This window comes from Propionimicrobium lymphophilum DSM 4903, assembly GCF_000423485.1.
GTDB classification, from domain to species: Bacteria; Actinomycetota; Actinomycetes; order Propionibacteriales; family Propionibacteriaceae; genus Propionimicrobium; species Propionimicrobium lymphophilum.
This window is the reverse complement of record NZ_AUIB01000012.1, coordinates 17,834-39,916: the sequence shown is the minus strand read 5'-3', so window position 1 is coordinate 39,916 and position 22,083 is coordinate 17,834. Positions and strand designations below refer to the sequence as shown.

Below are 22,083 nucleotides of genomic sequence, written 5' to 3'. Positions count from 1 at the left end.
AATTAAGCCTCTAACGGGTCAACGTTCACGACCTTACGACCGCGAGTGGATCCGTAGCGTACGGTGCCGTTGACAAGGGCGAACAAAGTGTCGTCCTTACCCAGACCAACACCTTCACCGGGGTGCATGCTGGTGCCGCGCTGGCGAACCAGAATCTCACCGGCGTTAACCTGCTGACCACCGAAACGCTTTACACCCAAGCGCTTTGCGTTTGAGTCACGGCCGTTGCTAGAGCTAGAAGCACCTTTCTTATGTGCCATCTTTAATTCACCCCTTGATGTCTGTGATCTTGACCTGGGTGTACTTCTGGCGGTGCCCGATGCGCCGCTTGTAACCGGTCTTGTTCTTGTACTTCAGGATGCGGATTTTCGGTCCCTTGGTCTGACCCAACACCTCGGCGGTGACCTTGGCCTTGCCTAGGTCCGCACCCGCGGTGATGTCATCGCCGTCGACCAGCATCACTGGCTTCAGCTCGATGCTGGAGCCGACTTCGTCGCCGATCAGATCGATTTCGACGACGTCACCGACGGCTACCTTCTGCTGGCAGCTGCCACTGCGCACGATCGCGTACACGCCTGACTCACTCTCATTTGTATCGACTCTCGTCGATTTACGAACAGTTCAAAGTTTTACTGCTTAACAATCTTCAAGCCTAAAAACTAAGCGATTGATTAAGCACCGAGGGTCAATAATACGGGGTAGTTCCTTAGCTCGCAAACTGCGTCACTTTTTGGCTTGCAACCGCGACTGATGACCCTCAATATTCAGTTATTTTTGTTTTTGCCCTTGCCGTTTTTTGAATTTTTGCGTCCGTTCTTGCGTCCGTGGCGCTCGCCACCGTCCGCAGGAGCCTGGGATGCGACAGGGGTGTCGTAGCGGTGGTATCCACGACCGCCACAAGCCTCGCACTCGGTCGTGAAGGCCTCAGCTAGACCGGTTCCGATCCGCTTCCTGGTCATTTGCACCAGGCCGAGACTCGTCACCTCAGATACCTGATGCCTGGTGCGATCACGGCTTAGGCATTCGACCAGTCTGCGCAACAAAAGATCCCTGTTGGCGGGCAACACCATGTCGATGAAGTCGACAACGATGATTCCGCCCAGGTCTCGCAAACGCAGCTGACGAACGATCTCTTCGGCAGCCTCCAAGTTGTTCTTGGTGACTGTCTCCTCGAGATTTCCGCCGCTACCGGTGAACTTACCGGTGTTGACATCAATAACAGTCATTGCCTCAGTGCGGTCGATAACTAGCGAACCGCCGGAGGGCAAGAACACCTTTCGCTCCAGGGCCTTAGAAATCTGCTCATCGATTCGGTACACGGAGAAGAGGTCTCCCTGCTTCTGCGAGTCCCACTTCTTGAGCCTATCCGCGAGCTGAGGAGCGATCATTTCGACGTATTGAGAAACGCTCTCCCAAGCGTCGTTCTGGCTGCCCTGACCGGCAATGATGAGTTCCTCGAAGTCTTCGGTGAAGATATCTCGGATGGTCCTCAAAGTTAGGTCGGGCTCCGCATACAGCTGAGCCGGGGCTCCGCCACGTTTCGCCTTTTTCTCGATGACCTCCCACTGAGCCTTCAACCTGTCGACATCGTGAATAAGGTTTTCTTCAGTGGCGCCCTCGGCCGCAGTGCGGACGATAACGGAGGCGGAATCGCTGAGTGTCTCATCGAGAATCTTCTTCAGCCTGGCGCGCTCCTTGTCTGGAAGCTTGCGGCTGATGCCGGAAAGGTGACCATTCGGAGAGTAAACGACATACCTGCCAGGCAAAGAAACATGTCCAGTCAGTCTGGCGCCCTTAGCCCCAACCGGGTCCTTGCTGACCTGAACGATCACCGAATCGCCAGACTTAAACACCTGCTCGACCTGACGTTTATCTGAAGCGACCTCGAAAGCGTCCCAATTGACCTCACCGGCGTAAAGAACGGCGTTACGGCCTCGACCGATGTCGATGAATACGGCTTCCATGCTCGGCAGAACGTTTTGCACGCGACCAAGATAGATATTGCCGATCAAGCTGGTGGAGTTTTTACGGTCCACGTAGTGCTCAACAAGCATGTTGTCCTCAAGAACAGCCAGCTGAGTGTAATCGTCGCTTTGACGAATAACCATTTTGCGGCTGACGTTCTCTCGCCTAGCGAGGAATTCTGCCTCGGTGAGGATCGGAACGCGACGACGCTGAGACCTGCCCTCGCGACGACGCTGACGCTTCGCCTCGAGACGTGTGGAGCCTTCGATACTCGTGATTTCGTCGCTTACAGATCGAGAACGCGGCTGACGAATAGCAATCGTCGTATCGTCATCGGAGGAGCTTCCTCCCCTACGCCTACGACGTCGCCTGCGGTGTGAGCCTGAAGACTGCTGGTTGTTGTCTTCCTCAGACTTTTCGTCCTTAGCATCTTCCTTAGCCTCGTCAGAGTTGTTGGACTCATCAGAGTCGTCATTGGAACTGCCGTGACGCCTGCGTCCGCCCCTACGCCTGCGGCGGCGGAGTCCGTTGCTCGAGTTATCGTCTTTTTCTTCCTCGGAGTTCTCGGCAGAATCTTTCTTCTGCTGATCAGCGTCCGAAGGTTCTTCTTGGTTCTTCTTGGCGCTCACCGACTCGCCAGTTTTAGATTTGTTGGCTGACTTGTGCTTGACGTTGCTTGGCTCGGCATCAGAATTGCTGGTCTTACCAGCGATTGTTGCAGTCAGGTCTGCCAGGGCTGCCTCTTTGTCAATTTCTCCAAGCTCATTGGTGGGGACCTTACCGCCGAGCAGCTCGCTTGCGCTCTTGTGATCCCCATCCTTGTGCGCTGCCTTCTTAGCCCCAAGAACCTCGTCTAGTTTGGCTTCCAGCTCCGCGCTAGGCTCGGTTTCCGCAGCGGGTGTCTGGCGCCTACGGCGACGACGCGACTGATTCTTCGAATCAGAATCATTGCGCGAAGAAGATCTCCTAGACCCACGCCTGTTATTTTGGCTCTGCTTGTTCTGGTCCTGGGATGAGGCTTCCGCACGACTCTTTTCGTCAGAATTGGATTCAGCTACATTGCCCTGAACTTCATCGGATGCCTTCACATCCGATGAAGCGGAACTGGATGAATTCCTCCGCCTGGAGCGTGATACGCGCTGATTTGCCGGCTTCGACTCCTCTTTTTTGAAGTCGCCGTTATCGGACGAGTCGCTTGCCGGCTTCGGCGCATCGTAGAGCGATTCGGCAGAGAGATTAGTATTTTTCGATGTCTGGCTAGGAGGTCCAGCAGGCCTGCTAGCGGCCCTACGCCCGCTTGGCGGACGGGGCAAGTCTGGATCTTGCGAAGCTGCTGGATCTTGTCCTGCAATATCAAGTTTTTCAGCCATGCTAAAGGCTCCTTAACGCATTATTAAATGCGAGATCGTGGCGTTGTTAACGCACAAAAGCTGTTGGCCCGCGGCTTTCGCATCTTTCATGCATGAGGCCCGTCGATCCTGAAATATCAACGGGACGGGATCATCTTTCCCAAAACCCTACCTGCGCAAGTGAACGAATGCCCAAGAAACGTCTGTCGGGCAGAATTCACGCGTTTGGCCTAGTCCGGGGTGCGGATACCTGCGGTTCGCGCCAGGTTGGCACGATTGCCTATCGGCAATTATTGCATAACTTGACTGTTAGGCCACAACTGACGCCAGCGGGTCGCCAATCTTGTCGTCCTTTTCCAGTGGCCCTTGGCAGAGCCTGTCGAAAAGCACATCCGGCAACTCGAAAAGATCCTTGTCGATTAAGATAAGCGCTCTGATCACGTCATCTGGACGGACCAAAGGCACGACGTGCCTGAGCATGATCTGGAGACCCAACGAAGTTACTTCCAGTTTCATGACAGCTTTTCGAGTATCGAAAGTCCGCTCGCCCTTCTTCGCCTTCCGAGTGACGAGAACTTCGTCCCTGGAAAGAAACTCTCTAACGGCGTTTTCAAGCGCAGCACGGTCAGTCTCGACAGGAATTTTGCAGTCCCAGTTGGACGCCTCGATCCGATCCTGCAATTTACCGCCACCTGCTTCCACCGCCTTCAATACTCTGAAGTCCCTGGGCAGCGAGTCGTTCAGCGCCTCAACTAGTTTCTCCGGATCAACTGTCTGAGAGAGGGAAATTTGCAAATATTCAGCCTCGCTGGCCGCCCCGGTCGGCACCGCCTGAGCAAAAGAAATTCTTGGATGAGGATGAAACCCAGATGAATACGCCATCGGCACCCCGGCACGCCTCAAAGCACGCTGAAAGACACGGCTGAAATCACGATGACTAGCGAAACGAGCGACGCTTCTTTTTGCGTACTGCAACCAAATCTTTTGCACCGGTTGCGGGTTTTGCTCTGGCTGTTTCTGGCTCATAACTTCCCCTGACCGCATCCAGCTGGGACAATCGGCAGAAGCTTTTTACCGGTTTCGCCGAAGTCCAAATCGACACCAAGCCCCGGGCAAACACCACAGTCATTACAGTCTGCCCAGCGGCAATCGGGCAGAGATTGAGCACCGAGTGATTCTTGGTAATCGTCCCATAACCAACCACGGTCTAGGCCAGAGTCCAGATGGTCCCATGGCAGAACCTCATTCTCTTCACGCTCACGGGTGGTATACCAAGCTATGTCGATACCGAATTCCTCTAACACTTGCTGACTAACTTGCATCCAGCGATCGAAATCGAAGTGCTCCCGCCAACCATCGAACTTGGCACCCTGACGCCAAACCTCTTCGAGAACTTTTCCGACCCGGCGGTCTCCCCTAGCCAGCAAACCCTCGATCAAACCAGGATTGCCATCGGAAAATCTGATGGTGATCGCCCTACCGCACTCCTTGTCGCTGATCACTAAGTCTTTGAGCATCGCCAGGCGCTCGTTGGTGATCTCTGGGTGGGTCTGGCCAACCCACTGGAATGGCGTATGCGACTTAGGAACGAAAGCCCCAACGCTAATGGTGCAACGAACGTCCTTTTTTCCCCTAGCTTTTCGGCCGGCAGCAATCACGTCATGTGCCATCAATGCGATCTGAGCGACGTCTTCATCCGTCTCGGTTGGCAGACCGACCATGAAATACAGCTTCACGTTTTGCCAACCGCTGGCAAATGCCGCCGTAACGGTAGCGATCAGATCTTCTTCTGAAACGTTTTTGTTGATGACCGCACGCATCCTTTCGGACCCACCTTCGGGAGCAAAAGTGAGTCCGGACCTGCGTCCGCCCCTAGATAGCTCTTCTGCCAGATCGATGTTGAAGGCATCTACCCTGGTGCTGGGGATAGACAGAGAAACCTGGCTAGACGAATAACGGTCGGCGAGCTGATGAGCCAATGATTCGATCTCGGAGTGATCAGCGCTCGATAGCGAGAGCAGGCCTACCTCGTCCAAGCCAGTAGATTTCAGCCCGTGGTCGATCATCTGACCGATGGTCTGCAGGCTGCGCTCACGAACAGGCCTAGTGATCATTCCTGCCTGACAAAAACGACACCCCCTGGTGCAGCCTCGGAAGATCTCGGCGGAATACCTTTCGTGTACGGTCTGAGCCACCGGAACCAACGGGGCTTTGGGGTAGGGCCACTCGTCCAGATCGGTTAATACCCACTTCTCCACCTCGTAGGGAACGCCCCCACGATTTGGAGAAACCTTGGCGATGGAAAACGGGATCAAACCTTCATAATCTTCGTAAGTTACGTCGTAAAATTTCGGGACATAGAACTTCCCGGTCTTTGCCGCATTCAGCAATAACCCGTCTCGGCCGCCAGGGCAATCTTGCCTAAGCCAATCATCAACTAACCGGGTGAACTCGATCGATGCCTCTTCGCCGTCACCCATCACGACAACGTCCAGAAAATCGGCGAGCGGTTCCGGGTTGAACGCACAGTGCCCACCGGCAATCACAAACGGATCCTCGATCTGCCTATCGACGCTGCGCAGCGGAATCCCTGCCAGATCTAGGGCCTCCAACACGTTCGTGTAACCCATCTCTGTGGAAAGGCTGATTCCGAGAATGTCGTAGCCGCGCACGGGACGATGACTTTCCCAAGTGAATTGGCTCAGGCCCTTAGCCCTCATCAGTTCAGCAAGGTCCGGCCACACAGAAAAAGTTCGCTCGGCGCTTGCGTAATCGAGCTCGTTGACCAATTCATAGAGGATCGCTAGACCCTGATTCGGTTGGCCAACCGAATATGCATCCGGATACATGAGCACCCAGTGCACTCTCACTTCATCCCACGATTTTGAAACGCTATTGATTTCCTCTCCAACGTATTGGACAGGTTCCGTAACTCTATTAAGAAGTACCTCAAGCTCGTCCCACTGCGACGACTGTTGCGGCTTAAATGTCATTCAATACTCTGCTCAGTTTGATTATTTATTGCCCTACGAGGCTTGCTCATTTCCTCGTCGGTTCCCTCCTCGGGAAATCTCGGCGCTATCTGCTTAGGCATAACCGATGCTGTATCCGGCTCTTCGCTGGGCGCATCGGGTGCGGATGTCTTTTGAACGCCTAATTTCTTAGCGACGAACAAAACCAAAAGCATACCTACTATTGGCGCAGCAATCTGAATCAACGCCGAAGCATCTGCAACACCCGAGGACCGATCCAAAAGACCCTCGGTGTCCCCGAAGGGCAAAGTGGTCATAGCCACCAGATTGTTTACCGCGTGCATTGCGATGGACGCTTCTAGTCCACCAGTTCGCCAAGCCATAATGCACGAGACGACACCGAACATGAAGTAAAAGAGGTTTAGCCAAATATCGGTTGCCGCGTGCGCCGCCATGAACATGAGCGAAGAAACCAACGTGCCCAAGAGCATGCCCGTGGGGACTCCGAAGATCTTCTTATCCGGTCTAACGAAACTACTCACCGAACGGTTGATCAAGCCTCTAAAACCGTACTCCTCGCCCGCGCACTGCAAAGGAGTCGTCAGAAGAATGATGCAAATGAATAAAACGGTCTCGTTGTTGGCATGGAGGCCGTCGAATTGGGCGGGATTAACCAACCACGAAACCAAGATCATCAACGCCCAGACTGGGATCATTATCGCGACGCAGACACCTAGCCATCCCCAGCGCAGTTTTCCAATGACAGAAGAGACAAAGCCGCCCTTCTGACCGAAAATTATTCGCCCAATCAGCATTGCCGTGGGCACTAATGCGGCTAGGGACAGATTGGTTGCGAGGAACATAATCGGGGTCATCTCGAAGTCAGCCATCGAGGTGATCTCAGTTATCTTTTGACGCCCGGTTGCTTGATCGATCAAAAGCCCGGCGACGCTAGCGATCATCGAGAGCACGAAAAAGACGAAGACTCCGACGACCAGGGCAACGATAGGTCGCCAGACCTGCCAAGTCTGAGTACGCCAAAAAGATGGGTAGTTGGTCTCCATCACAGGATAGGAGCACTTACTGCCGCCAGAGCGCTCAGCTGGCGAAGGCGGCGCCCATTGTTCGTTGACTGACTCGTTCAAGGCTGTCTCCTAACCTATCTAGGCGTCACTTTAATTCTTCTTTAGAAGAAATTACGTCAACCTGCCAACTAGCTTTTTCGGTGTTGTTCTCATCTATTAGGCGCGGCCGAATAAGACCGGCAAGATAGACAGACCCAAGGACCAAGACCACAGCATCGTCAGCCCGGGTATCAGCCATACCCATCGCGATAGCTAGAGCTTCTTCTGGGCGCTCAGACATTCTGACTCGCCCCGCGCCGAATGCTCCCTGTGCCTGATCTGCGAAGTCTGCGGCAGAATCAGCGCGCGGGTTATCCGGAATCGTGGTGGCGATCAGATAATCGACTTCGTCAGAAAGCGTCTCGAGAACTTTGCCGGTCTGCTTATCTGCCATCATCGCGCAGACGCAGATAACGGGGTTGTCGGGGAAAACCTCACGCAATCCCGCAAGCGTCGCCTTAACCCCATGCGGGTTGTGCGCGGTATCTAGGATGACCGTCGGTTCTGAGTGCACCAGTTCTAGTCTTGCCGGTGCTTTCACGTTGCCGAGCCCCTCGTTGATGATTTCGGGATTAAGCGGTTTTCCACCCTGGAAAGCCTCGACTGCGGCCACTGCCAGTGCAGCGTTATGGGCCATGTGCGCACCGAACAGAGGCAGAAAGATGTCGGAGACAGGTTCACCGGAGGTATCAATCCTGATTAATTGACCACCAACTCCGGGTTGCCTATCTAAAAGACCGAAATCGATCCCCTCCCGTTTCATCGAGGCTCCGACTTCTACACAACGCTTAGTCAAAACCGAAGCGGCCTCTGGCTGTTGGCCCGCGAAAACGCCAACCCCTCCGTGCTTTACCACGCCAGATTTCTCTTCAGCTATCTCAGCAACTGTGTCACCAAGCAGATGCATGTGGTCTAGCGCTATTGGCCCGACAACTCCGACTTTGGCGTCAGCGACGCTCGTCGCATCCCACTTTCCGCCCATGCCGACTTCCATAATGGCAACGTCTACTGGGGCATCCGCGAAAGCCGCATACGCCATGGCAGTGATGACCTCAAAGAAGGTCATCTTAACCCCGCCAATCTTCTGCTCGTCCACCATCTGAACGAATGGCTCTATCTCTTCATAAAGTTCGTCGAACCGTTCCTTACTGATCGGTTCCCCGTCGACACAAATGCGCTCTCTAACGTCAACCAAATGAGGGCTTGAAAAACGACCGGTCCTTAGGCCCATGGCACGGATGAGCGCGTCTATCATGATCGCGGTCGAGCCCTTGCCATTGGTGCCAGTGATCTGAATCACCGGGCAGGCCTCTTGAGGATCAGCGAGCAGATTGCATAGCGCCTTGATCCTGTCCAAGGACGGCTGGGGGTGAGACTCGGGCCACCTATTAATAAGCTCTTGAGAAAGTTCCTCGTGCTTAATGTCTTGATCGTTCGTCACACCAAAAAGATTACGTCATCCGGTGGAAATATCTAAGGGCCTCAAACCCGACTATCCCAGACCGATACCGTATGCTTTCCCACATGAATAGGAGCTGGAAAGACTGGCTAGGTCTCATTGCGAGAATGGTGCTTGGAATAGCTTTGATCTGGGCTGGCCTCACAAAGGTCGGCAGGCTCGCTGCGAATGTTGAGCAAGTTCGCCTTTACGAGCTGCCACTGCCGGATTGGGCAACGCTGGTGATTGGATATGTTCAGCCTCCGTTAGAGATACTCGTTGGCGTGCTACTCGTTGTCGGCCTTTTTACTCGATTTAGCGCAATTTTTGGCGCGGCCGCAATGGCAGTTTTCATCGTGGGCATATCTTGGGCATGGGCCAAAGGCCTATCGATAGATTGCGGCTGTTTTACGCCAGGTGGCTTGCTCGAGGAAGGCGAAAAAACCAAGTACCTCGAGGACATTTTGCGTGATGTTTTCTTCCTGATCGCAGGCATCTGGCTGATCGTCCGACCAAGCTCCGCGCTCAGCCTCGACGGATGGCTTTTCGGCTCAAAAACTGATTATTCGCATACCGACGCCATAGCCGACTAATCTGATAACAGAAGTTTTCGATTTTTAGGACTCCGATGAGCAAGAACATGAAGAACCACCAGCAGAAGGCAACCGGCGTTAGCAGACGAGAGTTGCTGCGAGCCCAACAGGCAGCGGAGGCAGAAAAAGCCAAGCGGCAGAAAGTCGTTGTCGTCGCGGTGATCGTCCTAGCTCTAGCCGTCCTAGTCACTCTCGGCGTGATTTTGTTCAACAACTGGAACGACAGCAAAAAGGAGCAGGCCCGAGGCGAGGGCGTGACTAGCTCCCAGATCACCCCAAAAAACGTATCCGACAATGGCCACACCATCGCATTTGCGAAGGACGCATGGAAGTCGGACAAGCCACGGGTGACGGTCTTCATGGACCCCCAGTGCCCCGGATGCGCGGTGCACGAAAAGATGTTTTCTTCTAAGTGGCAAGAACTGGGCAAAAACGGCGATATCCGTCTGGAGTACCAGATGTTGCACGGCCTAGACCGCATGCTCGGAACAGAGTATTCGCTACAGGGCGTTATCGGTATGTCTTGTGCTGCGAATCTGGACTCCTTCCCCAGCTATGCGCTTGAGCTTTACAACCAGCAGCCCGAACACGAAGGCGACGGCTGGACACCGGAGCAACTCCGCGAAATCATCCCCACCGCGGCTGGAATGACTGGCGACAAACTAACCGAATTCCAGAACTGCTACGACAATAAGGCCACGCAAGACTTCGCAATGAAGATGCAGGAGAACATCCCGAGCATTTTGAAGGCAACTCCGTCTTACGTGATTGATGGCAAACTCGCAGAGTTTGACCCGACTAAAGACTTCGCTAGCACTGAGAGCCTGCTGGCTGCCATAAACCGCGAGGCCAATAAATAAACCGTTTAAATTGAGTAAGTGACAACGCCGATAGGATTAGTTGAATGACGTCGCATTCTTGGAATATGCCAGAAAAGCCCTCCCTGGATGGGCTTGAGGAAAAATGGAATAAGCGCTGGGCAGAAGATGAAACTTACAAGTTCGAGCGCCCCGCCTCTCGAGAAGAAGTTTTTTCCATTGATACTCCCCCGCCAACGGTCTCTGGATCGCTGCACGTGGGACACGTTTTCAGCTACACCCACACCGATACGGTTGCTCGCTACCAGAGGATGCGTGGCAAGCACGTCTTCTACCCGCTGGGTTGGGACGATAACGGTCTGCCAACCGAGCGCAGGGTACAGAACTTCTACGGCGTCCGCTGCGATCCATCCCTGCCCTACGATCCCGATTTCACCCCGCCCGAGAAGCCGGATAAGAAGCGTCAGCTGCCGATCTCTCGACGAAACTTCGTCGAACTCTGCCTAAAGTTGACCTCTGTAGACGAGAAAGTTTTCGAAGATCTTTGGCGTCGCGTCGGTCTTTCGGTTGACTGGAGCCACCTCTACTCCACGATCTCCCCAGAAACCCAGGAAGTTGCTCAGCGCGCATTCCTGCACAATCTGGAACGTGGCGAGGCTTATTTGTCCGAAGCACCGACTATGTGGGACGTCACATTCCAAACCGCGGTAGCCCAGGCCGAGCTTGAGGCTCGCGATTACCCCGGCGCCTACCACAAGCTCAACTTCAAGAAGCAAGACGGCGGAGTCGTCGAAATCGACACGACCCGTCCCGAGTTGCTACCCGCTTGCTGCGCTTTGATCGCGCACCCTGACGACGAGCGCTACCAGGATCTTTTTGGCACCACCGTGAAGACGCCACTCTTCGACGTTGAGGTGCCGGTTTATGCCCACCGCGATGCTGAACCAGATAAGGGTTCAGGTATTGCCATGTGCTGTACTTTCGGTGACCTGACAGACGTCACATGGTGGCGCGAGCTCCAGCTCCCAACGCGAGTCATCATTCAGCGAAACGGACGCCTCGACCTTGAAACCCCGGAATGGCTGGTTAATAAGGAGCCATATGAGCAGCTGGCTGGCAAAACTACCTTCAGCGCACGCAAGGCGATCGTCGAGATGTTACAGGCATCCGGCGAGATAGTCGGTGAACCGGAACCGACTCAGCGCAAGGCTAACTTCTACGAGCGTGGCGACAAGCCGCTCGAGATCGTTTCGACTAGGCAGTGGTATTTCACCAATGGCGGCCGCAACGAAGAGCTACGCGAAAAGATGCTCGAGCGCGGCAAGGAGCTCAATTGGGTTCCCGACTTCATGCGCCACCGTTACGAGGATTGGGTAAACGGGCTCAGCGGGGACTGGCTGATCAGCCGTCAGCGCTTCTTCGGCATCCCGTTCCCTGTCTGGTATCGACTGGACGAAAATGGTGACCCGCTGACGGACGAGATCATTACCCCAAGTGAAGATCAGCTTCCAGTCGACCCACAGTCGCAGTGCCCGGAGGGCTACACAGAGGAACAGCGCGGCAAGCCTAACGGGTTCGTCGGTGACCCAGACGTCATGGACACCTGGGCTACCAGCTCTCTTACTCCTCAGATCGTCTGCGGTTGGGGTAAGGACGAAGAACTGTGGAACCTGACTTACCCGATGGATATTGCCCCGCAGGCGCACGATATCATCCGCACTTGGCTCTTTACTAGGGTGCTTCGCAGCCACCTCGAAGAGGGCAAGCTCCCCTGGCACACCACGACGCTGTCTGGCTTCGTTATGGATCCCGACCGCAAGAAGATGTCGAAGTCTAAGGGGAACGTGGTTGTTCCCACGGACATCCTGGACCGCTTTGGGTCCGACGCAGTTCGTTGGCGTGCCGCGATGGCAAGGCCAGGAATGGACTCTCCGTTCGACGAGGGCCAGATGAAGGTTGGCCGCAGGCTGGCAGTCAAGTTACTAAATGCAGTTAAGTTTGCGCTGATGGACGCTGAGCCCGCCGAGACAAGCAAGATCAAGAACCCGATCGATCTTGCGATGCTTGCGACTCTCGCTCAGGTGATTAAGAAGGCGACGGATTCATTCGATAAGTATGAGTACACCGACGCACTGGAGGCAACCGAAAAATTCTTCTGGGAATTCTGCGATGACTACCTAGAGACCGTTAAGGAACGTTCTCACGGCACGTTGGGTGAGAAGGCGGCCGAGTCTGCCCACGCCGCGCTGCAGTTGGCTCTTAACGTAATGATTAGGCTGTTTGCGCCTTTCATGCCATTCGTTACCGAGGAGACCTGGAGCTGGTGGCAGGAGGGATCGGTTCACCTAGCAAAGTGGCCGACCACCGACGAGTTGCCTGCTGAAGGTAACCCGGATCTGCTTTCTGCAGTGTCGGCTGCGCTAATTGGTATCCGAGGCGCTAAGTCCAACGCTAAGGTGTCCCAGAAGACGCCAGTCACGCTTGCAAAGATCAGCGGCCCCAAGGACGAATTGGAGCTTCTGAAGCTTGCGGAAGACGATCTACTCAATGTGGGACACATTACCGGCGATGTTGAATACATCGAAGCGGGAACTGAGATAAGCGTCTCCGTCGAATTGGAGCAGCAGGAAAAATAGATAGCACATAAATGCCGGGCGAGAACGAACCATATTCTTTTCGCCCGGCATTAGTCTGCCCAAAACACCTAGTTAAGAGCTTTTAAGCATAACTTTATTTAGAAAAATTCAAGATAGGGCTGCATTTTCTCACTACCACTGGTAAAGCTGAATACATGAATACAACAGATAGTTTCAGCGGGCTTTCCGTTGACATTAGCGACGACACCGTGAACAAATGGAGCTCACTGATCGTCAAAATTGTGTGGGCCGTGCTCATCGTTGGAGTAATCGTCGGCCTAATTCTCTGGTACACGGTTGGCGGAACCGTCGGGAACTCCCCCGAGAATGAACTCGGTAAGGATCTCGGCGCTATGGTCTGGACCATGACCGGAGCCCTAATGGTAGCTCTCATGAGCATTCGTCAGATGCTGCTGGCTGAGGGGAGGTAACCGAAAATGTTGATGCAAGGAATTACTTACAACACCACCATGGCCCTCGTCGCCGGATCGATCATGATCATGGCGGTCGTTTTTGCCAGGATTTCTTCAAAGCAGAGCACGAGGTCCTTGTCCGGTTGGGGCTTAGCGTTCATCGCGCTTGGCAGCTTCCTGGGTATTAGCGGCATTTACATGATGCTCACCTGGCCACTTGACCAAATTGAAGGCGCATTTTGCTGTGCGGTCGACAACATCACCTTCGGTGAGCCAGCCGCTCTGTACGGCATCCTCACCGTCATCGGCGGTATCGGCATCATTTACGCTCAGCACCGCGCAGATAAGAGAAACGAGCCGATAGACCTGGTAGGAACGCTCCGCCCAATTCTCTACGTAGCTGCTCTAGGTGGCTTCGGACTGATCATGTTCGCTATCGCTGGCATGCACTTCGGCATGTGGCGTCCGCCGCTCGAAGAGCCTATTGCCCGATTGATGGCAGGGTCTATCCTCGAGCCGCTAATGGTCATGTTCCTTTACGGCTTCAGCGGTGTAACCGCCATCCTCGCCCCGTTCGCTCCAGACAACAAGATTGTTGCTCGGATCGCTTCGTTCATTGGTTGGGGCTGCGGCATCATGTGGTTCTTCCTTTCGCTGACTGTGTTCTACAGCCACGTAGGTTTCTTCCCACCGGCCGCTTAGGTTAAGCATAAAATTGGTGTGCCCAATCGGGCACACCAATTTTATGCTTACTTCTAGCTTTTCGCCTCGATTACCTGCTTCAGCCGATCTACGTCATTGGGCAGATCGAGGACGATACGTGGCCCGTCCTCGATGCCTTCGAACCTTTCAGGAACCTCCGGGAATTCTCCAGTGGCCTCGAGGATTGTGTCTAGGAACTTAACCGGCAAAGCGGTCTCAAGGGAAACGATCTTGCCCTCCACCTCGTCCAGTAGATCAGTTGCTACGTGAACGCCATCGGCTGTGTGCGGGTCGATCATCATGCCCAACGACTTCCACAAGCCGTGGATCGTAATCAGACGAAGCTCGTGGGTCGAGGCTCCAGAAAGGAAGCCGAAACGCGTTATTGCGTCTCGATACTCAGGTAGCTCGAAACGCCCGTGCAGCGGAATCTGGTTGCCGAAAAGATCCGCCACGCGCTCCGAATCTCCATCTAGCAGGTCGAAGACGAAGCGCTCGAAGTTAGACGCTTTAGAAATGTCCATGGAGGGACTGCTGGTGGCAAGGGTTTCTGCTGCGGATCGCACGCGGTACTCCCCCGTGTGGAAAAACTCGTCTAGAACGTCGTTCTCGTTTGTCGCCAGAATAAGGTTGGCGATAGGAATGCCCATCTGTCGAGCGATGTGCCCAGCGCAGATATCTCCGAAGTTGCCGGTAGGAACAGCGAAACTTACTTTTTCTCCCGGCTCGCTAACCTGCAGATAAAGGGCAACATAGTAAACAATTTGAGCGGCTAGTCTCGCCCAGTTAATCGAGTTAACCGCGCCAATGTGGTGCTCCGCTTTGAACTGCGCGTCGGAGTTAACTGCCTTAACCAGATCCTGGCAGTCGTCAAAGACGCCGTCCACCGCTATGTTGACGATGTTCGGGTCGTCTAGACCGAACATCTGCGCCTGCTGGAAAGGAGTCATCCTGCCGGCCGGAGTAAGCATGAAAACTTTGATGCGGTCACGCCCGCGAAGAGCGTATTCTGCCGAGCTGCCCGTATCTCCACTGGTCGCCCCGAGAATCGTGATCCTGGAGTCCCTGCGATTCAGTTCGTATTCAAAAAGTTCTCCGAGAAGCTGCATAGCCATGTCTTTGAAAGCAGCGGTTGGGCCGTATGAGATGTGACCGATCCAGATTCGCCCCTCGCCGACTCGCTCGGCGCGCACGATCGAGGGATCGCTGAACTTCGGATAAGAGTAAGCCCTCTGGCAGATCTGCCTGAGATCATTCTCGGGAATATCGTCGATGAACAGACTCAGCACTTCAAAAGCAAGTGCCGCGTATCCCTCGTCGGCAAGGATCTGCCTCCAGCGAGCAATCGTCGATTCATCTACCTGCGGATAGCTTTCGGGAAGGTAAAGGCCACCATCGCTAGCTAGGCCATCTAACAAAATGTCGCAGAAACTCGCTGCAGGAGTATCTTTCGAAGCACGGGTGGAACGGTATCTCACACAGCCAGTCTAGTTGAAGCGAAGAGATAAGCCCACCATCGGTTCACTAGGCAGAAAGTTCTTGTTGATCCAACTGAGAACGATCGACGAAGATTGGTTTTGACCTGCCGGCAACTGCATCGGCGTCTACTATTACCTGCCCAACGTTTTCGGTGCTAGGCACCTCATACATCGTCTCTAGGAGAAGATTCTCGAGTATCGAACGCAGGCCTCTAGCTCCTATCCCACGCTCCAGGGCGTTCTTTGCTATCTGAGAGATAGCGTCGTCCGTGAATTGAAGTTCAACCCCGTCGATTTCAAACAGCTTCTTAAACTGTTTAACGACGGCGTTCTTGGGCTCGAGCAGGATCCTTTCGAGAGCAGCCTCGTCCAGTTTCGGAACAGTCGTGATTACCGGAAGACGACCAATGAATTCGGGAATCAGACCATAGACGTGTAGGTCTTCCGGCGTTACATCGACGAATGGATCTAGCTCGTCGATTACCTTGACCGTTTCGGGGTTGTTCGAGAAGCCCAAAGGCTGAGCACCAAGACGCTTCCCGATGATTTCGTCCAGCCCAGCGAATGCGCCGCCCACGATGAACAAGATATTTGTGGTGTCGATCTCGATGAATTCCTGATGCGGGTGCTTTCTACCACCTTGCGGAGGAACAGACGCCACAGTGCCCTCGATGATTTTCAATAGCGCCTGCTGGACGCCTTCGCCAGAGACATCGCGGGTGATGGACGGGTTTTCCGCCTTGCGTGCCACCTTGTCGATCTCGTCAATATAAATGATGCCGGTCTGAGCAAGCGCAATGTCCCCATCCGCCGCCTGAATGAGCTTCAGCAGAATGTTCTCTACGTCTTCGCCGACATATCCTGCCTCAGTCAAGGCGGTGGCATCCGCCATCGCGAATGGCACATTTAACATTCTCGCTAGCGTCTGAGCAAGATAGGTCTTGCCACATCCAGTAGGCCCGATAAGGAGAATATTGGACTTTGCTAGTTCGACTTTCTCACCGTCTTCGTGCCTGTTCTTCTGCGCCTGGAGACGTTTGTAGTGGTTGTAGACCGCAACAGAAAGGGCCTTCTTCGCACTCTCTTGGCCGATCACGTACTCGTCTAGGAATGCTGATATCTCATTAGGCTTCGGGAGTTCGTCGAGGGCCTTCTCCGAAGGGGTCTCTGCGAATTCTTCCTCGATGATGCCGTTGCATAGATCGATACATTCGTCGCAAATGTATACACCAGGGCCAGCAATCAGCTTCTTAACTTGCTTTTGGCTCTTACCGCAAAACGAGCACTTAAAAAGCTCGCTGCTTTCGCCTATGCGCGCCACGATAAAACTCCTTCGGTGTATTTTCTATGCGTTTAACACCATATATCTAGCCACTGACAAAAAACTGCAGGCCACCCGGAGGTGGACAAAATTAAAGGCGCCTAACCGGCGCCTTTAATTTTTTATACTTACTTATTTTTTGTCAGAAAGCGACGTCAATACATCGTCGATGATGCCATATTCGATTGCCTCAGCGGCTGTCAAATACTTATCACGCTCGACGTCTGCGCTAATCTTCTCCACCGGCTGGCCAGTCTTTTCGGAGAGCATTTTCTCCATCAACGAGCGGATCCTAAGGATCTCATTCGCGGTGATCTCGAGATCACTGGACTGGCCGTAAGTGCCCTCTCCGCTGATCGCAGGCTGGTGGATCAGGATTCGAGAGTTTGGTAGAGCCAAACGCTTTCCCTTAGTTCCAGCAGCTAGCAAAACGGCGGCAGCAGAGGCAGCCTGCCCCAGGCAAACCGTTTGCACGTCAGGCTTGATGTAGTTCATGGTGTCATATATGGCAGTCAGAGCAGTGAACGAACCGCCAGGCGAGTTGATGTAAATGGAGATCTGTCGATCGGCATCCATCGACTGCAGGCAGAGCAACTGAGCCATTACCGCGTTAGAAATCTCATCGGTGATGGGAGTGCCCAAGAAGATGATTCGTTCCTCGAAAAGCTTCGTGTACGGGTCCACCCGACGCACACCGTAGCTAGTACGCTCTTCCCATTGAGGGATGATGTAGTCCATCCTCGGCAAGTAGTCTTTACGAGCAGCAGCCGCCGGCAGGTTGGTGCCTGGAATCGTTTCGTAATTCATAGATCCTCCTACTGGTTAGGCGCGTCCGTGCCGCTGATCTGAGCGGCCTTGTTAATTACGTCGTCGATGAAGCCGTATTCCTTTGCCTGCTGCGCGGTGAACCATCGGTCGCGATCGGAATCAGCAGTAATCTGCTCGACACTCTGGCCAGTATGGAAGGAAATCAGCTCAGCCATCTCCTTCTTAATGTGCAGGGACTGCTCGGCCTGAATCTTAATGTCAGAAGCAGTACCGCCGAGACCACCGGAAGGCTGGTGCATCAAGATGCGAGCATGAGGAAGCGCGTAGCGCTTACCCTTAGTGCCAGCACACAGCAGAAACTGCCCCATGGAAGCAGCCATGCCCATCGCTACAGTCACTACATCGTTGCTGATCCACTGCATCGTGTCGTAGATAGCCATGCCCGCGTACACAGAGCCACCGGGCGAGTTGATGTAGAAGTAGATGTCCTTATCCGGATCTTCGGCATTCAGCAAAAGCATCTGAGCCGTGATCGCGTTGGCATTTTCGTCCTTGACTTCACTGCCCAAAAACACAATGCGGTTAGCGAGCAGCGACTGGTAGACGTTGTCAGTCATGTTACCGCCGCCCGCAGCGGCCATGCTTAGGGTACGAGACAAATTTTCATTCACGTTCTCAAACCTATCTTGTAGAAAAAATATTTCGGTCTATTGGGCTAAGACTGAGCTGCAGCAGCTTTCGCCCTTACCCCATTCGAAAGAAGCGAGTTAACCCATCTAGCCTTCGGGTCAGCGTCCACCAACAGCGACTTGGCCAGCAGCGTGCAAGGCAAGGCGATTAGTGCACCGAGCGGGCCAAATACCCATGCCCAAAACAATAGAGACAGCAACGAAACAGTCGCGTTTATTCCTACGGCGTCCCCCGTCATCATCGGCTGAAACACTCCTTGAACAACCCATGTGGTGATTAGGTACATTCCCAGCAGCAACAAACCGTCCTGCCAGCCGTTCATCGCGAAGGTAACCGCGACGGGCGGCACCATGGCAAAGAAGAAACCAACGCTTGGGATGTATGTGGTGATGAATGTCAGCAGCATCCAAACGTATGGCAACGGGGCACCGACGATCAGCAATTCTGCGTAGTTTAGGCCAGCCATCACGATACCGAAACAGGTGGAGACCAACCAATACTTGCGGATCCCACGGCTGAACATGCGCATGGCTGCGACAACCCTAGAGTGGCTGCGGCCGGCAGCCATCATCCGCTGTTCCCAGCCGCCAACGTCAAGAACCATCATGATAATCATCGAGAACACAACCGCTATTACGGAAATTACCCCGGAAACGCTAGAAAACACTTGCGGGAGTGCGCCTAACAGACTCGCAGGGTTGAACTCCGCCCAAAAATTATTCAACGTATCCGAGTCCATCCCGAGCTTGGCCAGCTGATCGAAGGCTTCGTGATAAAGAGGCATCGCAGAATTAACAATTTGAGGGGCCTCGTTGACGATGCTGGAGATAGCCCAAAACATCGCGAAAACGAGAACCCCGAAAATGCCTACCAGGGCTAGTGCAGCGAGCAAGGTGGCCAGCCACTTTGGCCAACCGCGACGCATAAGATGGGTCTGAACCGGGTAGACAACGATGACTAAGTTCAACGCCAAGAAAGTCGGCGCTAACAGCCAATCGAGGGTTTTCAACAGCCAAATTAGTCCGGCTAAACCGAGGCATGCCAGCATGATCAGCACCAAGCGCGGCATATTCGGCGGAGCTCCCCAGTAAGGACCCTGCGGGACCGCTGCGGGATCTGCGCTGGTGAAAGTATCCTTGCTTCTCTGTTCCTGTAGCAGTTCCAGACCAGTGGCGGACGGAGAGTCCTTCATAGTCTGGAGCTCGACACGTGTCGAGCCGGTTCCGCTAGCTCGTTTGGCGGTGGCCATGTCTTACCTTTCTAACAGGCCGACTACTCAGAAGAATCGGAGTCAGGTTTACTACTAATTATGTACCCAACCCAGCGTGACTTGGGATCAATGTCGATCAGCAGCGCCTTCACCAATAGGGTCATTGGCAGCGCAAGAAGCGAACCGAGTCCACCGAGCACCGCGCTCCAAAGCAGCAAGGACAGGAACGAAACCGTCGTAGTGACCCCAACTGACTCGCCCGTAAACCTGGGCTGGATCAGAGACTGAACCACGAAGTTCAGCACGCAGTAGGCAATGATCACAGCGACGGAAGTCTGCCAGCTATTCGCGAACAACGCGACTAGAGCAGGCGGAATAACGCCGATTACGAAACCAATGTTAGGAATGTAGTTAGTCAAGAAGCTAAACAACACCCAAACCATCACTAGCGGAACATCCATGATCTGAAGGGCGATACCGTCCAACACGGCGACGATCAGACCGAAAATGGTAGTTACCAACCAGTAGCGACGAACTCCTGTTGCGAACTGATTAAGGGCGAAGGCAGCGTTCGGGCGAACCTTTCGGATCTTCTTAAAACGACCATGCAAGCCGGGGCTGTCCATCGCCATGAAAAACACCGCCATCACGATGACGACAAACATGCCGACGAAGCCGCTCGCTCCGCTAAACACGGAACTGGCAGCGCCGATCACACTGTTTGGATCCACCATCCGCAGCAGGCTCGCCAACTGGGAAGAATCGAAGCCAAGCTGTCCCGCCCAATTCAGGAGTTGGTTGTAAAGGCTATTCCACTGATCGGCGTAGTTAGGCAAGACGTTGATCATCTCGGCAACCGACCAAATTAGGCCCGCAACCATTGCTAGTAAGACTGCGTAGACGGTGAACATGGTGGCGCACGCCGCCATCCACGAGGGAACACCGCGACGAGTCAACCAGCTATGGATTGGATACGCGGTCACCATCAAGTTCAGGGCAAGCAGGATCGGACCAATGATCGATGCGTATCGAGACATCAGGACCAATACAAGCAAAGCGGCGGCAAGGCCTACCAGGACTGTTGCCAGTCGCGGTAAGCCTTGCGCGCCGGATTGCTTGTTATCAGCCTGACTAACGATTTCTGAATTTTCGTTAACCACGCTTCTTATACCTATCTAGTTTTATTTCTTGTCTTCTTTTTTCTCGGACTTTTCCTCGGAGTCTTCTGAGTCCTCGGCGATGGTGCCGTCGTTGTTCAGCTTCGCGAGGTCTAACTTTTCACCGGCGTCGTCGGAGATCTGGGCAGCCGTGACGATGGTGCCGAGAGCCTTGCCACGGCGAACCTCGTTCATCCACTCGCCCATGTGGTTGTGCTCGAGCATGTGGCTCATCTCCTGCTCAGGAGTGGAGCCAGCCTGCTGGGCCTTCTGGACGATCAGCGAAGTCAGTTCTTCCTGGCTTACGGAGATTTCTTCACCCTCGGCGAATTTATCGAGGATGATCTGTGCGCGCAGGCCCTCTTCGCTTCGCTTGCCGATCTCTTCCCAGAACTCGTCTGCGGTTTCGGGCTCTTCGTCGTTGTTCTTCAGGTACTGGTCGAGAGTCAGTCCGGCGTTGCTGAGCTGCTGCTCAATATTTGCCTTGCGCGCTTCCTTCTCGTCTGCCAGCAACTTCTCGGGAAGATCAAACTTAGCGGCCTCGACGAGCTTCTGCAGAACCTCCTCGCGGGCGTCGTTAGCCTGCTGCAGACGAGCTACTCGGGTCAGGCCTTCGCGAAGATCGTCAAGCATCTCGTCCACGGTGTCGAACTGGCTGACCATCTGAGCGAAGTCATCGTTCAGCTCGGGGAGCTCCTGGTTCATAACCTTGTTAATGGTTACGGTGATGTCTGCTTCAACGCCGCGCAGTTCGCCGCCGACCAGGGTGGACTCGAAGGTCTTCTCGTCGCCAGCCTTCATGCCTTCGAGAGCCTCGTCGAGACCATCGAGCATGCCACCGTCGCCCAGACGGTACTGGACGTCCTTAGCCTCGCCTTCGGGCAGCGCCTTGCCATCCTTGGTGGCGGTGAGGTCGAACACGGCGACATCGCCCTTGGCGAGCTTGCGGTCTACCTCTTCGAGTTTGGCGAACTGAGTGCGTAGCATATCTACACGCTCGTTTACTAGGTCGTCGTCAACCTTAACCGCCGGGACCTCTACCTTGATCTTGGAGAAATCAGGAAGATCGAAGTCAGGGCGGACGTCCAGCTCTGCGGTGTAGACGACCTTGTTACCATCGTCGAGTTCCTTAATGTCAATCTCAGGTTGGCCAAGCGGGTGAACGTCGTTCTCGCGCACGGCTTCGGCGTAAGACTCCGGTAGGTACTTGTTTATGGCCTCCTCAAGAACTACGCCGCGGCCGAACCGCTGATCGATGAGGCGTGCAGGAACCTTGCCCTTGCGGAAGCCCGGAATATTTACCTGATTGGCAATGTTTTTGTAGGCCTGCTTGATGGATGGTTCCAGATCAGCGAACGGAATCTCGACGGTCAGCTTCGCCCGGGTCGGGTTGATTTGCTCGAAGGTGCTGGGCACTTGGTCTCCTGAAAATGTCTATTTATCTGTTGC

At 54.1% G+C, this 22,083-nt stretch carries 19 protein-coding genes; 5 read left to right on the top strand and 14 right to left on the bottom strand.

The genetic code is table 11. The features are described from left to right. Positions 1–2: 2 nt before the first annotated feature. The 7 genes from rpmA to G556_RS0107005 form a co-directional block, all read right to left on the bottom strand. Entirely contained in the window at positions 3–260 is a 258-nt protein-coding gene (rpmA, locus tag G556_RS0107035; RefSeq protein ID WP_028822261.1) for a 50S ribosomal protein L27, read from the bottom strand. 7 nt (positions 261–267) lie between these two features. Then, complete coding sequence (gene rplU / locus G556_RS0107030) at positions 268–573, bottom strand: 50S ribosomal protein L21 (RefSeq protein WP_016456335.1); 306 nt, start codon at positions 571–573, stop codon at positions 268–270. A gap of 191 nt (positions 574–764) precedes the next feature. Beyond that, on the bottom strand, positions 765–3,335 hold the full coding sequence (locus tag G556_RS0107025) for an Rne/Rng family ribonuclease (RefSeq protein WP_028822260.1): 2,571 nt from the start codon (positions 3,333–3,335) through the stop codon (positions 765–767). 288 nt (positions 3,336–3,623) lie between these two features. Continuing rightward, positions 3,624–4,340 (bottom strand): TIGR03936 family radical SAM-associated protein, encoded by a 717-nt coding sequence (locus tag G556_RS0107020; RefSeq protein ID WP_028822259.1) that lies wholly within the window; start codon positions 4,338–4,340, stop codon positions 3,624–3,626. Then, positions 4,337–6,307, bottom strand: coding sequence for a TIGR03960 family B12-binding radical SAM protein (locus G556_RS0107015; protein WP_028822258.1), 1,971 nt, complete (start codon positions 6,305–6,307; stop codon positions 4,337–4,339). The genes G556_RS0107020 and G556_RS0107015 overlap by 4 nt, the downstream gene beginning before the upstream one ends. Beyond that, positions 6,304–7,431: a CPBP family intramembrane glutamic endopeptidase gene (locus tag G556_RS10570; protein WP_016456339.1), complete on the bottom strand. Its 1,128-nt coding sequence runs from the start codon at positions 7,429–7,431 to the stop codon at positions 6,304–6,306. Before G556_RS10570 ends, G556_RS0107015 begins: the two co-directional genes overlap by 4 nt. Positions 7,432–7,456: 25 nt before the next feature. Then, positions 7,457–8,851: a bifunctional folylpolyglutamate synthase/dihydrofolate synthase gene (locus tag G556_RS0107005; RefSeq protein ID WP_028822257.1), complete on the bottom strand. Its 1,395-nt coding sequence runs from the start codon at positions 8,849–8,851 to the stop codon at positions 7,457–7,459. Between the two features lie 83 nt (positions 8,852–8,934). On the opposite strand from G556_RS0107005, the gene G556_RS0107000 reads away from it, so the two are divergent. The 5 genes from G556_RS0107000 to G556_RS0106980 all read left to right on the top strand — a co-directional run bounded on the left by G556_RS0107000 (position 8,935) and on the right by G556_RS0106980 (position 14,010). Beyond that, positions 8,935–9,441 (top strand): DoxX family protein, encoded by a 507-nt coding sequence (locus G556_RS0107000; protein ID WP_233418205.1) that lies wholly within the window; start codon positions 8,935–8,937, stop codon positions 9,439–9,441. A 35-nt stretch (positions 9,442–9,476) separates the two neighbouring features. Then, positions 9,477–10,301 (top strand): DsbA family protein, encoded by an 825-nt coding sequence (locus G556_RS0106995; protein ID WP_028822255.1) that lies wholly within the window; start codon positions 9,477–9,479, stop codon positions 10,299–10,301. A 44-nt stretch (positions 10,302–10,345) separates the two neighbouring features. Further along, positions 10,346–12,895, top strand: coding sequence for a valine--tRNA ligase (valS, locus tag G556_RS0106990; RefSeq protein ID WP_028822254.1), 2,550 nt, complete (start codon positions 10,346–10,348; stop codon positions 12,893–12,895). 155 nt (positions 12,896–13,050) lie between these two features. Further along, complete coding sequence (locus tag G556_RS0106985; RefSeq protein ID WP_028822253.1) at positions 13,051–13,326, top strand: hypothetical protein; 276 nt, start codon at positions 13,051–13,053, stop codon at positions 13,324–13,326. 6 nt (positions 13,327–13,332) lie between these two features. Then, positions 13,333–14,010: a DUF981 family protein gene (locus tag G556_RS0106980; protein WP_016456345.1), complete on the top strand. Its 678-nt coding sequence runs from the start codon at positions 13,333–13,335 to the stop codon at positions 14,008–14,010. Positions 14,011–14,063: 53 nt separating this feature from the next. Here G556_RS0106980 and thrC read toward each other — a convergent pair whose 3' ends face one another. The 7 genes from thrC to tig all read right to left on the bottom strand — a co-directional run bounded on the left by thrC (position 14,064) and on the right by tig (position 22,050). Beyond that, the gene (gene thrC, locus G556_RS0106975) at positions 14,064–15,488 is read right to left on the bottom strand and encodes a threonine synthase (RefSeq protein ID WP_028822252.1); all 1,425 of its coding nucleotides are present in this window, start codon (positions 15,486–15,488) and stop codon (positions 14,064–14,066) included. A gap of 46 nt (positions 15,489–15,534) precedes the next feature. Continuing rightward, on the bottom strand, positions 15,535–16,809 hold the full coding sequence (gene clpX / locus G556_RS0106970) for an ATP-dependent Clp protease ATP-binding subunit ClpX (RefSeq protein ID WP_028822251.1): 1,275 nt from the start codon (positions 16,807–16,809) through the stop codon (positions 15,535–15,537). 132 nt (positions 16,810–16,941) lie between these two features. Further along, positions 16,942–17,547, bottom strand: a complete 606-nt coding sequence (locus G556_RS0106965) for an ATP-dependent Clp protease proteolytic subunit (protein WP_028822250.1) — start codon at positions 17,545–17,547, stop codon at positions 16,942–16,944. A 77-nt stretch (positions 17,548–17,624) separates the two neighbouring features. After that, entirely contained in the window at positions 17,625–18,218 is a 594-nt protein-coding gene (locus G556_RS0106960) for a ClpP family protease (RefSeq protein ID WP_155938487.1), read from the bottom strand. Positions 18,219–18,292: 74 nt separating this feature from the next. After that, complete coding sequence (locus G556_RS0106955) at positions 18,293–19,516, bottom strand: AI-2E family transporter (RefSeq protein WP_028822249.1); 1,224 nt, start codon at positions 19,514–19,516, stop codon at positions 18,293–18,295. A gap of 23 nt (positions 19,517–19,539) precedes the next feature. Continuing rightward, entirely contained in the window at positions 19,540–20,637 is a 1,098-nt protein-coding gene (locus G556_RS10565; RefSeq protein WP_016456351.1) for an AI-2E family transporter, read from the bottom strand. Between the two features lie 21 nt (positions 20,638–20,658). Then, complete coding sequence (gene tig, locus G556_RS10560) at positions 20,659–22,050, bottom strand: trigger factor (protein WP_024110706.1); 1,392 nt, start codon at positions 22,048–22,050, stop codon at positions 20,659–20,661. Positions 22,051–22,083 lie beyond the last annotated feature (33 nt).

Excerpts from the sequence above, each read along its gene's own strand:
- G556_RS0107015 (WP_028822258.1), bottom strand. The coding sequence starts at position 6,307 with ATGACATTTAAGCCGCAACAGTCGTCGCAGTGGGACGAGCTTGAGGTA.
- G556_RS0106965 (WP_028822250.1), bottom strand. The coding sequence starts at position 17,547 with ATGGACTACATCATCCCTCAATGGGAAGAGCGTACTAGCTACGGTGTG.
- G556_RS0106980 (WP_016456345.1), top strand. The coding sequence starts at position 13,333 with ATGTTGATGCAAGGAATTACTTACAACACCACCATGGCCCTCGTCGCC.
- G556_RS0106960 (WP_155938487.1), bottom strand. The coding sequence starts at position 18,218 with ATGGCCGCTGCGGGCGGCGGTAACATGACTGACAACGTCTACCAGTCG.
- rpmA (WP_028822261.1), bottom strand. The coding sequence starts at position 260 with ATGGCACATAAGAAAGGTGCTTCTAGCTCTAGCAACGGCCGTGACTCA.
- valS (WP_028822254.1), top strand. The coding sequence starts at position 10,346 with ATGACGTCGCATTCTTGGAATATGCCAGAAAAGCCCTCCCTGGATGGG.
- G556_RS0106995 (WP_028822255.1), top strand. The coding sequence starts at position 9,477 with ATGAGCAAGAACATGAAGAACCACCAGCAGAAGGCAACCGGCGTTAGC.
- G556_RS0107020 (WP_028822259.1), bottom strand. The coding sequence starts at position 4,340 with ATGAGCCAGAAACAGCCAGAGCAAAACCCGCAACCGGTGCAAAAGATT.
- G556_RS0107000 (WP_233418205.1), top strand. The coding sequence starts at position 8,935 with ATGAATAGGAGCTGGAAAGACTGGCTAGGTCTCATTGCGAGAATGGTG.
- G556_RS0106955 (WP_028822249.1), bottom strand. The coding sequence starts at position 19,516 with ATGGCCACCGCCAAACGAGCTAGCGGAACCGGCTCGACACGTGTCGAG.
- G556_RS0106985 (WP_028822253.1), top strand. The coding sequence starts at position 13,051 with ATGAATACAACAGATAGTTTCAGCGGGCTTTCCGTTGACATTAGCGAC.
- G556_RS0107025 (WP_028822260.1), bottom strand. The coding sequence starts at position 3,335 with ATGGCTGAAAAACTTGATATTGCAGGACAAGATCCAGCAGCTTCGCAA.